10 protein-coding genes are annotated in these 13455 nt (G+C 64.1%); 3 read left to right on the plus strand and 7 right to left on the minus strand.

Features of this window, described 5'->3' with window-relative positions; translation table 11 throughout:
* Nucleotides 1–8: 8 nt before the first annotated feature.
* The 4 genes from AC0L3U_RS26445 to AC0L3U_RS26460 all read right to left on the minus strand — a co-directional run bounded on the left by AC0L3U_RS26445 (nucleotide 9) and on the right by AC0L3U_RS26460 (nucleotide 4323).
* The gene (locus tag AC0L3U_RS26445; RefSeq protein WP_473363789.1) at nucleotides 9–878 is read right to left on the minus strand and encodes a carbohydrate ABC transporter permease; all 870 of its coding nucleotides are present in this window, start codon (nucleotides 876–878) and stop codon (nucleotides 9–11) included.
* A complete protein-coding gene (locus AC0L3U_RS26450; RefSeq protein ID WP_473363790.1) occupies nucleotides 875–1825 on the minus strand; it encodes a carbohydrate ABC transporter permease in 951 nt (316 codons plus the stop codon). Before AC0L3U_RS26450 ends, AC0L3U_RS26445 begins: the two co-directional genes overlap by 4 nt.
* Before the next feature lies 1 nt (nucleotide 1826).
* Nucleotides 1827–2678 (minus strand): phosphodiesterase, encoded by an 852-nt coding sequence (locus AC0L3U_RS26455; RefSeq protein ID WP_473363791.1) that lies wholly within the window; start codon nucleotides 2676–2678, stop codon nucleotides 1827–1829.
* A 169-nt stretch (nucleotides 2679–2847) separates the two neighbouring features.
* Complete coding sequence (locus AC0L3U_RS26460; protein ID WP_473363792.1) at nucleotides 2848–4323, minus strand: protein adenylyltransferase SelO; 1476 nt, start codon at nucleotides 4321–4323, stop codon at nucleotides 2848–2850.
* A gap of 196 nt (nucleotides 4324–4519) precedes the next feature.
* Between AC0L3U_RS26460 and aspS the strand changes: the two genes are divergently transcribed.
* Entirely contained in the window at nucleotides 4520–6391 is a 1872-nt protein-coding gene (gene aspS / locus AC0L3U_RS26465; protein WP_473363793.1) for an aspartate--tRNA ligase, read from the plus strand.
* Nucleotides 6392–6536: 145 nt separating this feature from the next.
* Here the strand turns inward: aspS and AC0L3U_RS26470 are convergent, their stop codons facing one another.
* Nucleotides 6537–8507, minus strand: a complete 1971-nt coding sequence (locus tag AC0L3U_RS26470) for a hypothetical protein (RefSeq protein ID WP_473363794.1) — start codon at nucleotides 8505–8507, stop codon at nucleotides 6537–6539.
* A gap of 245 nt (nucleotides 8508–8752) precedes the next feature.
* Between AC0L3U_RS26470 and AC0L3U_RS26475 the strand changes: the two genes are divergently transcribed.
* A complete protein-coding gene (locus AC0L3U_RS26475) occupies nucleotides 8753–11062 on the plus strand; it encodes an NADP-dependent malic enzyme (protein WP_473287110.1) in 2310 nt (769 codons plus the stop codon).
* Between the two features lie 301 nt (nucleotides 11063–11363).
* Nucleotides 11364–11816: a DoxX family protein gene (locus tag AC0L3U_RS26480; RefSeq protein WP_027569710.1), complete on the plus strand. Its 453-nt coding sequence runs from the start codon at nucleotides 11364–11366 to the stop codon at nucleotides 11814–11816.
* An 11-nt stretch (nucleotides 11817–11827) separates the two neighbouring features.
* Here the strand turns inward: AC0L3U_RS26480 and AC0L3U_RS26485 are convergent, their stop codons facing one another.
* Entirely contained in the window at nucleotides 11828–12379 is a 552-nt protein-coding gene (locus AC0L3U_RS26485; RefSeq protein WP_473363795.1) for a dihydrofolate reductase, read from the minus strand.
* 7 nt (nucleotides 12380–12386) lie between these two features.
* On the minus strand, nucleotides 12387–13412 hold the full coding sequence (locus AC0L3U_RS26490) for a polysaccharide deacetylase family protein (RefSeq protein WP_456764622.1): 1026 nt from the start codon (nucleotides 13410–13412) through the stop codon (nucleotides 12387–12389).
* Nucleotides 13413–13455: the final 43 nt, after the last annotated feature.

Raw genomic sequence — 13455 nt, forward strand, 5'->3', positions numbered from 1 at the left:
GAAATCTCCTATTTGATGCCTGAGGTGACGAAAGAGCTGATGAAGCGTTTCTGGAAGATCAGGAAGGTGACGAGCAGCGGTGCGATCACCATCAGCGTGCCGGCGGCGATGGTGCCCCAGGCCTGCGTGCCTTCGGCGGTCGCGGTAAACACCGAGAGTCCGACCGTGAGCGGCCGCTTGTCTGGCGAATTGATCACCATCAGAGGCCACAGGAAGTCGTTACAATGGCTGGTGACCGAGATGATCGCGAAGGCGGAAAAGCTCGGCATCGACAGCGGCACGTAGATGTGGCGGATGCGCTGGAGCAGGCTGGCGCCGTCGATCAGGGCAGCGTCTTCCAGCTCGGTCGGGATAGCCTCGAACGCTTGCCGCATCAGGAAGGTGCCGAAGGCGGAAGCGAAGAACGGCATCATCACGCCGGTGAGCGTGTCGTAGAGGCCGAGCTGCGCCACCAGGCTCAAATTGGGCACGATCAACAGCACCGGCACCAGCATCAGCTGCATGAGGAAGAGGTAGAAGATCAGCGATTTTCCGGCGAAGTCGAGCCGCGCAAAGGCAAAGCCCGCCAATGTGATCGTGACGAATTGCACCAGCAGGATGCCGGTGCAGATCATGATGGTGTTGAGGGCGTAGCGTGGGAAATCACCGATCTCCCAGGCGTCCCTGACGTTGTCGAGCGTCGGCTTCAGGCTCGGCATCAGCTCGGCCATCAGATTGATGCCTTCGGATGCCGGACGCAACGTCGCCACGCCCATCCACAGGAACGGGATCAGCCAGACCACCGCGAGTAGCACGGTCAGCGCAAAGCCGAGCTTTGGCGTGATCTCACGGCGGGTCGCGAGCGGGGCGTCCTTGAGCAGCCAGTCGATCAGCTTCATGCGCCGCCCTCGCGGTTCGCCATCGCCCGGAAGGAGAGCGCGGTGAGGCCCATCAGCGCCGCAAGCGTCAGCAGTGTCGCTGCCGAGGCCTTGCCGATGTCGTAATGCTCGACCGCCTGCTGGTAGATGTAGAACAGCACGAGATTGGTCGCGTTGGACGGCCCGCCCTTGGTCATGACGAAGACATGGTCGACCTGCGTGACCGCGTTGAGCGTGGCGATGACCGTGACGAACAGGAAGGTGGGCTTGAGCTCCGGCAGGATGATGTGGCGCAGCCGCTGGTACGGCCCGGCGCCGTCGAGATGCGCGGCTTCCATGACATCTTCCGGCACTGCCTGCAGGCCGGCCAGGAAGAACAGCATGTAATAACCCGCGTTCTTCCAGATCGTGATGACCATGATCGCATAAAGCGCGATGTCGGAATCGCCGAGCCAGTTCGGCAGCACCGGAAGCAGGCCGCCGATGTAATAGTCGAGCAGCCCGACATTGGGCAGGAAGACGAACAGGAACAGCGCGGAGGCCGCGACCATCGGGATCAGCACCGGCAGGAATAGCGCGGCGCGCAGCGCGCTGGTCACGGCGTTGGTGCGCGACAGCGCCAGCGCGAACAGCAATGCGAGGGCGATGCTCGGGACCGCGGTGCCGACGGCATAGACGAGATTGTTGACGACCGCGCCGGTGAAGGCGGAGTCCGCAAGCACCGCTGCGATGTTGTCGAGACCGACGAAACGGACCGGCGCCCTGGGCGTGGCGCGCTGATAGAGCGCGTCGACGAGGACGCGGCCCATCGCACCATAGGTGAACAGCGCGAGGAAGACGAGCGAGGGCAGCAGCAGGAGATAGGCCTGCAGCGAGGTTTTGAAGCGGTGAGAAAACCGATTCAGGATATGCAGGCGCGGCGGCGCCGAGGCCGCGACCGGGAGAGCCGCGGGTTCTGCGAAGCTCATCTCATCGCGCCGGGAACTTGAGCGCATAGTCGCGGCCGTCCACTCCCGCCGGTGGCTCGAAGGGAAAGCGCAGACTGGTGTCGAGGAAGTCGTGGCTGTGCACGACCAGGTTCTCGCCGTCGATCAGCGCCACGCCGTAGGCCGGCGGCTCATGGCTGGCGAGATGCTCGGCCGCGGCGGCGTCGAGCTCGAACCAGACCTGGTGATTGGTGCCGCGGAGCGTCGAGAACGGGATCTTGCCGTAGCTGCCGAAGATCGGCCGGTGCACATGGCCGAAGAAGAGGTGGCGGATGCGCGATCGGTAGGGCGCGATCACCTCGGCGAACTCCGCGCTTTGCTTCAACGCGATCTCGTCCATGGCGTGCACGCCGACCGGGAACGGCGGATGATGCATGAAGACCACGAACGGCATGTCCGCCGGCGCGGCCGCGAGCGTGCTCGCGAGCCAGCCGAGACGCTTGGCGCACATCTCGCCGGCGTGGCTGGTCTCGTCCAGCGTGTCGAGGAAGACGAACAGGCCGTGCTCGGTGGTGCGTGTGCCCTGCACGAAGCAGTTGGGATCGCGCGGGGCGGATTTCAGGCTATCGAGGCAGCTGACGCGGCGGTCGTGATTGCCGACCATGGCGATGTACGGGATTCTCAGCGCGGACATTGCGTCTGCGAAATTGGCGTAGGATTCCGGCTCGCCCCAATGGGTGAGGTCGCCGGTCACGACCGCGAAAGCCGCATCGGACTGATGCTCGTTGATGTCGGCAATCGCAGCGTCCAGTCGGGCGCGCGGGTCGAGGCCATACAGCTTCAGCCCGGGATTCGCGAGATGCGTGTCGGTGACGTGGATGAATTTGAACGGCATGTCGCGCTTGTCAGGACCCTTGGAGGATGGACGCCTCCGGCAAGGCGGCCCTGACAGGCCGTTAGAGCGCGAGTGTTTCAGTTTGATGACAGCGGTTCCGGTGGCGCCAGGCGTCCACAAGCTCGGCTCGCTACGCCTTGCTAATCCACCCTACGCACCGAGTTTGTCGTTACGTCCCGCAGAACGTCTGCAGCACCCGCTGGTCCGGCAGCGGGGGATCGGCGTGGGCGGCGTAGTCCGGCTGGTCCTCGAACGGCTTTGCCAGCACCTTCACCAATTCCTCGAACGGCGCGTAGTTGTCATCGTTGACCGCGGCCTGGATCACGGCCTCGATGCGGTGGTTGCGCGGGATGAAGATCGGGTTGACGGCGTGCATGGCGGCTTGCCGTTCGGCTGCGCTCTGCGGCTCAAGCGCCGTGCGATCGTGCCAGCGCCTGGCCCACTCGTCGAACGCCGCGGGGTCCATGAATTGCGCGCGTGCATCGTCGGCAGTTGGATCGCCAGCTGCGTCACCGAGTTTGCGGAAGGTGAGGGTGAAGTCGGCCTGGTTCTTGGCCATGGCATCCAGCAGGTCCTGGATCAGCGCGTCGTCGCCGTCGCGCTCCGTGAACAGGCCGACCTTCTTGCGCAGGCCCGCCTGATAGGTGTCGCTGAACGTCTCGGAGAAGGCGCCGAGAATGTCCTGGGCTTCGGCGACCGCCTTTTCCTGATCGTCGGAGAACAGCGGCAGCAGGCATTCGGCCAGCCGAGTCAGATTCCACAGCGCGGTGCGCGGCTGGTTGGCATAAGCGTAGCGGCCCATCTCGTCGATCGAGGAAAACACCTGCGCCGGATTATAGGAATCCATGAAAGCGCACGGACCGTAATCGATGGTCTCGCCTGATATCGACGAGTTGTCGGTGTTCATCACGCCGTGGATGAAGCCGACCAGCAGCCAGCGTGCGACCAGATTGGCCTGGCGCGCGACGACGCCACCGAGCAGCGCGTGATAGGGCCGCTCGGCGCCGAGCAGCTCCGGATAGTGCCTCGCGATGACATGGTCGGCGAGCCGGCGAATGGCATCGGTGTCGCGGCGGACGGCGAAGAACTGGAAGGTACCGACGCGGATGTGGCTCGAGGCAACACGGGTCAGCACCGCGCCGGGCAGCGCGGTTTCGCGGATGACGTGCTCGCCGGTGACGACGGCAGCGAGTGAGCGCGTGGTCGGAATGCCGAGCGCGAACATCGCTTCGCTGACAATGTATTCGCGCAGCACCGGCCCGAGCGCGGCACGACCGTCGCCGCGGCGGGAGAACGGGGTGGGTCCCGAGCCCTTGAGCTGAATGTCGCGGCGGATGCCATCCTTGTCGATGACCTCGCCGAGCAGGACCGCCCGTCCGTCGCCCAGCTGCGGAACGAATTGCCCGAACTGGTGGCCGGCATAGGCCATGGCGATGGGATCGGCGCCGGCGGGAACCGTCTTGCCCGCCAGGATTTCGGCGCCCTCAGGGGTCTCCAGCACATCTGGATCGAGCCCTAGCTGGATCGCCAGCGGCCGATTCAGCTTGATGAGCCGGGGCGCCGCCACCGGCGTCGGTGCGACACGGGCGAAAAAGCTGTCCGGCAGCGCCGAATAGGAGTTCTGGAACGGGAAATGGACTGTCATGGCCTCAAGATAGGCGTGGAACGCCTGATGGCAAAGGCTTGAGCCCGGATTGAGCAAAAATGGGCACTTCCAGCCGAAAACGGGCCGTTCCCTTGGTTGCCGCCCCGGGCCTCGTCGGGTAAACCCTGCCGAACTTTTGGATAGGCCATTTTGGCCTACTCGATTCGACCCCTCCGACATTGATTTTGGAACGACCATGCATCGCTACCGGTCACATACATGCGGCGCGCTCCGCGAGAGCAACATCGGCGAGACGGTCCGCCTTTCAGGCTGGGTCCATCGCGTTCGCGACCATGGCGGCGTGCTGTTCATCGACCTGCGCGACCATTACGGCCTGACCCAGTGCGTGGTCGACCCGGACTCGCCGGCATTTTCGCAAGCCGAGAAGCTACGCTCGGAATTCGTGGTCAAGATGGACGGCAAGGTCCGCCGCCGCCCCGAAGGCACCGACAATGACGATTTGCCGACCGGCAAGATCGAGATCTATGTCAGCGAGATCGAGGTGCTGGGACCCGCCGGCGATCTGCCGCTGCCGGTGTTCGGCGACCAGGAATACCCTGAAGACATCCGCCTGAAGTACCGCTTCCTCGACCTGCGTCGCGAGAAGCTGCATCAGAACATCATGACGCGAGTCGAGATCATCAAGTCGATGCGCCGGCGCATGGAGGGGCAGGGCTTCTTCGAGTTCAACACGCCGATCCTGACCGCATCCTCGCCGGAGGGCGCGCGCGACTTCCTGGTGCCCTCGCGCATCCATCCCGGCAAGTTCTACGCGCTGCCCCAGGCGCCGCAGCAGTACAAGCAGCTGTTGATGATGTCGGGCTTCGACCGCTACTTCCAGATCGCGCCCTGCTTCCGCGACGAGGACCCGCGCGCGGATCGTCTGCCGGGCGAGTTCTACCAGCTCGACGTCGAGATGAGCTTTGTCACGCAGGACGACGTATTCGCCGCGATGGAGCCCGTCATCACCGGCGTGTTCGAGGAGTTTGCCAAGGGTAAGCCGGTGACCAAGGGCTGGCGCCGGATTCCGTTCGCGGAAGCCTTGCGCAAATACGGCTCCGACAAGCCGGACCTGCGCAATCCGATCGAGATGCAGGATGTGTCCGAACACTTCCGCGGCTCCGGCTTCAAGGTGTTCGCGCGCATGCTCGAAGATCCGAAGAACCAGGTGTGGGCGATCCCGGCCAAAGGTGGTGGTAGCCGCGCATTCTGCGACCGTATGAACTCGTGGGCGCAAGGCGAGGGGCAGCCAGGCCTCGGCTATATCTTCTTTGCTCAAGAAAAGGGACCAGAAGCCGGCAGTGTCCGCGAGTCCATCATGAAGGCAGTACGAGAGGAGGGGCACGAAGACGTCGCTAAATGGATGGAACTGCAAGACTTGGTCGTGGGAAGAGGCCCGGTTGCGAACAACTTAGGGCAAGGGCGGACAGAAGTCCTTCGTCACCATTTGGGATTAGAAGCTGGCGATGCCGCGTTCTTCGTCGCCGGCGATCCCGACAAGTTCTGGAAGTTTTCAGGGTTGGCCCGCAACAAGGTCGGCGAGGAGTTGAACCTCACCGACAAGGAGCGGTTTGAGCTGGCCTGGATCGTCGACTTCCCGATGTACGAGTACAACGAGGAAGACAAGAAGGTCGACTTCTCGCACAACCCGTTCTCGATGCCGCAGGGTGGCCTCGATGCCTTGAAGGGTCAGGACCCGCTGACCATCAAGGCGTTCCAGTACGACATCACCTGCAACGGCTACGAGATCGCCTCGGGTGGCATCCGCAACCACGTGCCGGAAGCGATGGTGAAGGCGTTCGAGATCGCCGGCTATGGCGAGCAGGAAGTCGTCGATCGTTTCGGCGGCATGTACCGCGCCTTCCAGTACGGCGCCCCGCCGCATGGCGGCATGGCCGCCGGCGTCGACCGCATCGTCATGCTCTTGTGCGGTACCAACAATCTGCGCGAGATCTCGCTGTTCCCGATGAACCAGCAGGCCATGGACCTCCTGATGGGCGCGCCGTCGGAGCCCAGCACCAAGCAGCTCCGCGAGCTGCATGTGAAGGTGAATCTGCCGCAGAAGTGAGGCTGTCTCCACAGCGTCATTGCGAGCGTAGCGAAGCAATCCAGAATCTTTCGGCGGAGGGACTCTGGATTGCTTCGCTACGCTCGCAATGACGGGAGGGATTTTAGCCGGTCCAAACTGCCATCCCCGCGCGCAGCGTCGTTCCCTACAGCCCCGTCGATGCCTCGATCCTGAACTGCGCCAGCGCGCTCTGTGGGTCGGTTTGCAGGAGCTGCATCAATTGCAGCAGCGGTGCCTTGGCGCGCGGCGACAGCTTGATGGAAAGCGTCTGACCCGGCGTCTCGACGAAGCGGGCGATCGCGTCCACGGCCGCGTTCGCATCCGGATTGGCGGAAGCAACTTGCTCGCGTTTGGCTTTGATGCTCTCGACGAGCGCCTGGCGTGCGGTATCGCGGCTGACATTCTGCATGCGCGCGAACTGCGCCGCGACGAGATCGACGACGCCGCTGTCGCGCAATGAGAATTCGAGCGTGCCCGCCTCGATCCGGGCCGCCTGGCCCATGAGCTGGGCCGGATCGGCCGAAAACACCTCGCGTGGTACGTTGCCGAGCGCGATATGCAATTGCGCTCTTGCGACCCCTCCGATGTCGAGGGTCGCTGGCGTCAGAGCGAAGCCTTTTGACGATTCTGTCCAGACAGCGCCGAGATCGAGGTCGATCGCGAGCTTGTCTAAGCCGGCGGCTAGCAATGGAAGCTGCTTCGGATCGGAAGGATCTGTGGGCGTGACAAATTTGGCAACCACATGCGCCTTGCTCGGGATCGAGCCGACCAGCTGCCCCCAGTCCAGGCTCAATGTGTCGATCATCACCAGCTTCTTGGTGGTCTTGAACGGCGCCGTCACGCCCTTGATCTCCGCGCCCGAGAGCACGCCAAACAGGCCCAGCATCTGATCCGGCGAGGGCGGCTGTCCGGGATGGGTGAGGCTCGCCGCCCACCGCATAAGGTTCGTGATGCTGAACGATTTGAGTGCGAAGCGCTCCATCTTGATTTGCCCTTGTGGCGTCGGCGCATCGAGGCCTTCGAGCGCGAACTCGCCCTCTTGGTATCTGATGGCCCTAAGCCGGGGCGTCCCTTGCGGGGTCGTCATCGACATGGTGCCGATCTCGATCTTGCCGACGCGAAGGCCTTCATAGAACCCGGCGAGCTTTTCCATGATCGCGCGCGATTGCGCCGGCGTGGGCGGGGCCGAGCTGTCCGCCGGCAGCAGCGCCAGGATCTCGGCGGGCCGGAATTTCGATGGTTGCACCGCGATGTCGCTGATGGCGATCCCGTCGACCTGCATTCGGATGCCGAGCGTCGAGGTCACGACATAAGTGCCGCTGGACATCTGCCCGTAGATACGATGATAGCTGTCGTCGTCGGCCTTCTGGGGATCGAGCGCAGCGGCGATCGCGGTCGAATCGAAATCATTGATGATGATGTCGGACACCTCGCCGGTCAGCTTGTCCGCCTTGCCCGGCTGCGGCACGTTGATCGTGAAACTGGCGCGCTCCGCCTTGATCGCGGCGATCTTGCCTTGGTCGAGCTTCTGGATCGCGAGACCCGAATAGACGACCTCGCCACTGCCTCCGGCGCTTTTGCCCGCATCGAAGGCGACTGCGAGGGTTGGCGCTATCACGGAAGAAGCCGTCACGTTTGCGTACTGGTCGAGCACGAAACGGTACATGTCGAACAGGGAGCCTGACGCCGGCGCGTTCTGAGCATGAATGGGACCGACGTAATCCCGCATGGTCAACCGCGGGACCTTGTAAGAGACTTTCAGCTTCCCGGCGCCAACCTCGTCGAGCGCGACTTCGAAGCCGGAGATATCGATGCTGTCGGCCGCGAAGCGTGCCTCCTCGACCTGGCGGATGCCCGCGCCCTTGATAGCGGCGATCTTGACATGAGCCTGTGGCTGGTTGGCAGGCTCAACCGCGATATCCTCGATCGTCAACGTCCGACTCGTCAGATCGAACACCACCTTGCCGTGGCTTGCCTTGCCGCCGCTGGAGCGGATGTGCGCGAAGGCCGCCTCGATCTCGGCGGTGACGCGATGCTTTGCGTAGAGATTGAAGCCGAACCATCCGCCCGCGGCCACCACGGCCGCGACGATCAGGCCGATCAGGATTCGCTTCATTCCCAGCTCCAGTTGCTCGTTTTGCACTGCGCAACCTGCCATATTCGCAAAGCAACGCGCGGTCCAGGGAAAGTGAGCGCTATCAGATATTTGACCGCGCGCGCTGTTGATGGGGCCGCAATCGGATGTTGCCACCGGGGCGCCCGGCGTGCTTCATCCCGTTTCCATGACCCGGAAATACCACCCGAAGGCGGGCCGGTCAGGACAACGTAGTTTGAGGCCGGTAACGCGAGGCGAGACACCGCATGTCGTCTTATTCCGATGATCTCCACCAAGCGGCGCTGGCCTATCACCGGCTGCCGCGCCCCGGAAAGCTCGAGATCCAGGCGAGCAAGCCGCTTGCCAACCAGCGCGACCTCGCGCTGGCCTATTCGCCGGGCGTCGCCGCCGCCTGCCTGGAGATCGCCAAGAACCCGGCGGAAGCGGCGACGCTGACGATCCGCTCCAATCTGGTCGCCGTGGTTTCGAACGGCACCGCCGTGCTCGGCCTCGGCAATATCGGTCCGCTGGCCTCGAAGCCGGTGATGGAGGGCAAGGCGGTCCTGTTCAAGAAATTCGCCGGCATCGACGTGTTCGACATCGAGATCGCGGCCGACACCATCGAGCGCGTGGTCGAGACCGTGGCCGCGCTCGAGCCGACCTTCGGCGGCATCAATCTGGAAGACATCCGCGGACCGGAATGCTTCGAGATCGAGGCGCAGCTGAAAGAGCGCATGAAGATCCCGGTCTTCCATGACGACCAGCACGGCACCGCGATCATCGTTGCCGCCGCCGTCACCAACGCCCTGCGACTCAACGGCAAGAAGCTCTCCGACGTGAAGATCGTAGCATCGGGGGCAGGGGCCGCGGCGATCGCGACCCTGAACCTGCTGGTGTCGATGGGCGCGCAGCGCAAGAACATCTGGGTCTGCGACATCGACGGCCTTGTTCACGAAGGCCGCAACACCACGATGGACCGCTGGAAGGCGGTCTATGCGCAGAAGACCGACAAGCGCACGCTTGGCGACGTCATCGGCGGCGCCGACATCTTCATCGGCCTGTCGGCACCGGGCGTGCTCAAGCCCGAGATGGCCAAGGCGATGGGTGACAAGCCGCTTATCATGGCGCTCGCTAATCCGACGCCGGAGATCATGCCGGAGGAGGCGCGCAAGGTGCGCCCCGACGCCATGATCTGCACCGGCCGCTCCGACTTTCCGAACCAGGTCAACAACGTCCTCTGCTTCCCCTTCATCTTCCGCGGCGCGCTCGACGTCGGCGCCAGCGCGATCAACGAGGAGATGAAGCTCGCCGCCGTCGAGGCCATCGCGCAGCTCGCGCGCGAGGCGCCGTCGGATGCGGTCGCGCAGGGCTTCGACACCGGCGAGACGCAAGGTTTCGGCCCGGGCTCGCTGATCCCGTCTCCGTTTGATCCGCGGTTGATTTTGCGAATCTCGCCGGCGGTCGCCAAGGCTGCGATGGATTCCGGCGTCGCGACCCGGCCCATCACCAATTTCGACGAGTACACCGCGCTGCTCGAGCGCTTTGCCTTCCGCTCCGGCCTCGTCATGAAACCGATGTTCGCGAAGGCCAAGACCCAACCGGTGCGTGTGATCTACGCCGAAGGCGAGGACGAGCGGGTGCTGCGTGCCACCCAGGTGGTGCTGGAAGAGAAGCTGGCGACGCCGATCCTGGTCGGACGTCCGTCGGTGGTCGAGGCCCGCATCGAGCGCTTCGGCCTGTCGATCAAGGCCGGCAGGGACTTCGATCTCGTCAATCCCGAGGACGATCCGCGCTACCGCTCCTACGTGCAGTCCTATGTCGAGGTCGCCGGCCGCCGCGGCGTGACGCCGGATGCGGCGCGCACGGTGGTGCGCACCAACAACACCGTTATCGCGGCGCTCGCGGTGGTGCGCGGAGAGGCGGACGCCATGCTCTGCGGCGTCGAGGGCCGCTACATGAGCCATCTTCGCCATGTCCGCGAGATCGTCGGGTTCACGCCGGGGATCAGCGACTATGCGGCGCTGGCACTGCTGATCACGAGCAAGGGCGCCTTCTTCATCGCCGACACCCAGGTGCGGCCCAATCCGAGCGCCGAAGAGCTCGCCGAGATTGCCTCGCTCGCGGCGGTCCACGTCCAGCGCTTCAACATCAAGCCGAAGATCGCCTTCGTCTCGCATTCGGATTTCGGCAGCTACGACACGGAATCCTCGCGCAAGATGCGCCGGGCGACCCAGCTTTTGAAGGAGAAGCATCCGGAGCTCGAGGCTGACGGTGAGATGCAGGGCGACACCGCGCTCTCGGCCGCGGCGCGCAAAATGGTGCTGCCGCACTCCAACCTCGAGGGCGAGGCCAACATCATGATCATGCCAAGCCTCGACACCGCCAACGTCGCCTATCAGATGATCAAGTCGCTGGCGGACGCGCTGCCCGTCGGTCCGATCCTGATCGGGCCGGCGCGTCCAGCCCACATCCTCACCCCGTCCGTGACGGCGCGAGGCATCCTCAACATGACCGCGGTGGCTGTGGTGGAAGCGCAGGAGCGCGCGTCGCGGCAGCAGCCAACGTTGTTTACGTAAGGCTGGGCTCTTCACCTCGCCCCGCTTGCGGGGAGAGGTCGAATTCGCGCGCAGCTCGAATTCGGGTGAGGGGGACTCTCCGCGAATCCAACTTTCACCGTCCCCGCTGAGGCTCCCCCTCACCCCAACCCTCTCCCCGCAAGCGGGGCGAGGGAGCGCACTTGCCGCGCGTCGGCACTTCAATGCTTTCAAAACGACTTTCGCCATTTCCCCGTTTGTAAACCGGCGAAGGACTCTCCATAATCCTTCAGTGCTTTCGCAAAAATTCCGGTTTCAAAAAGCCTGAGCAAAGAGGCCGATCATGCCAGCGTTCGTGACTTTCGGGCGGATCCTGTTCGCCGTGCTGTTCATCTACACGGGTGCGGCAAGACTGTTTGCCATGCAGGCGACCGTTGATTTCATCGCCGCCAAGGTCGTGGTGCCCGACATGATCGCGCCTTACGCCAAGCAGGTCGAGACGGCGACGGCCATGACGACGCCGCAGCTGCTGGCGATCGCGGTCGGCGTGCTCGAGATCATCGCGGGGGTGATGATCGCGCTGAATTTCGGCGCGCGCTTCTTCGCGATGCTGATGATCATCTATGTCGCGGTCGCGACCTTCCTGTTCTACGACTTCTGGAACCAGGTGCCGCCTGACAACGGCAAGATGCTGGTCGACGCGCTCAAGAACCTGTCGATCATCGGCGCGCTGTTCATGATCATGGGCTACGGCCGCGCCACGCGTCCGGCCGAGGCGGCCTACGGCGACGTGTGACGGCCAAACCACTACGTTCTGCGCCAAGGCGTGACAGTCACGTCATGCGCGGCGTCGAGCAGATACGGCGCGCCCGGCTTCAGCCCGTGTGAGGCCAGCACCTGCTGAGGCGTCCACGCCGGTACTTCGACAAAACAGCCCTCGCCGCCGGGCAGCCGCAGATGCGGGGCTTCCGACAGCCAGAACGTGTCGTAGCGGTCCATGAACATGTCGAACACGACGGGGCCGCCGATGATTGCGACGGTGCCGGAGGCGACATCGGCGAACGCGCAGGCGTCTTCGAAGCTGGCGTGGTCCGGATTCCACAAGGTCGCGTTCGGCGTTTCGGGATCGACGGTCAGCGTCTTGATCTTGCGGGTCAGGATCAGGCGCTTGCGCTTGGGTGAATTCGGCTGCTGCTCGTGCGAGTGACGGCCGTGCACGATCAGCGCAGCGCGATCGAGCGCCTGCTCGAAGAACAGCTTGTCGCCTTCGAACTTCAGGCTGTCGGGCATGACATGCGCCGCGTCGGCGAGCATGCCGTCCGCGGAGACGATGACGTAGCCCTCGATGCGAAAGGACAAGGCGTGGCTATTCGGAAACCGTCGTCACGACGCTGTTGACCGGCCGGGTGCTCACCGTCGGCAGCTTGACGTCCTTGAGCAGCTCCTGGTCGTATTCCGGCAGCGTAGAGGCCGGGAACTTGGCGCGCATCGCCACAACCTTGTAGCCGCCGGCCTTCAGGCGCTTGAGCAACTCGGGCAGGGCCTCCGCAGTGTGCTTCTGGAAGTCGTGCATCAGGATGATGCCCTTGCCCTTGCCGTCCAGCTTCTTCATGACGGTCTCGACCACCTTCTCGGGCTTCGAGGCCTTGAAGTCGAACGAGTCGATGTCGCAGGAGAAGATCGCCGTGTTGCGGTTGCCGAGATAGGTGACCATCTCCGGCGGATGCTGGAGCGCCGGGAAGCGGAAGAACGGCGAGGGCGAGATGCCGCCGAGCGCCCATTTCACTGCGGAAAGACCCTTCTCGATCTCTTCCTTGCGCTGCGCTTCCGTGAGCTTCTTGTTGTTGAGATTGGCGTGCGACCAGGTGTGGGTGCCCACGGTGTGGCCGGCCGCGTAGACCTGCTTGAGAATCTCCGGCTCGTAGGTCGCGTGCTTGCCGATCGAGAAGAAGATGCCGGTGGTGCACTCGTCGGCGAGCGCCTTCAGCACCGCGGGCGTGTTCTTGGGCCAGGGGCCGTCGTCGAAGGTCAGCACCACCTCCTTGTCGCGCAGGAAGTCGAGCTCCTTGAAATGCTCGAAGCCAAAGCCGGGGCCACCGGTGGTGTCGATCTCGACCGTGCGGGCGACCCCGAGCGCGCCCGGCGTGTTGCAGGCTGCGCGGGCGGGCTGCGGCGCCTGTTTTGGCGGGGGCGGATTGACGAAGCCCGCCGGCGCGGCTGCTGCTGCTGGAGCGGGTGCCGGAGCCGCAGCGGGTGCAGCCGCAGCCGGTGTTGCCGCCGGTGCGGCCTGCGTCGCGACAGCGGGCTTTGCAGCCGGGGTCTGCGACCATGCCGCGCCCGTCATCGCCAGAGACATCGCGCTCGCCAATATCAGTCCTGCCGCCACACGCATGGTGTTGTCCTCGAGATTGATCCCGTTGTTCCGCCGCGGCTTT

This window comes from Bradyrhizobium sp. Kon69 (assembly GCF_055807515.1).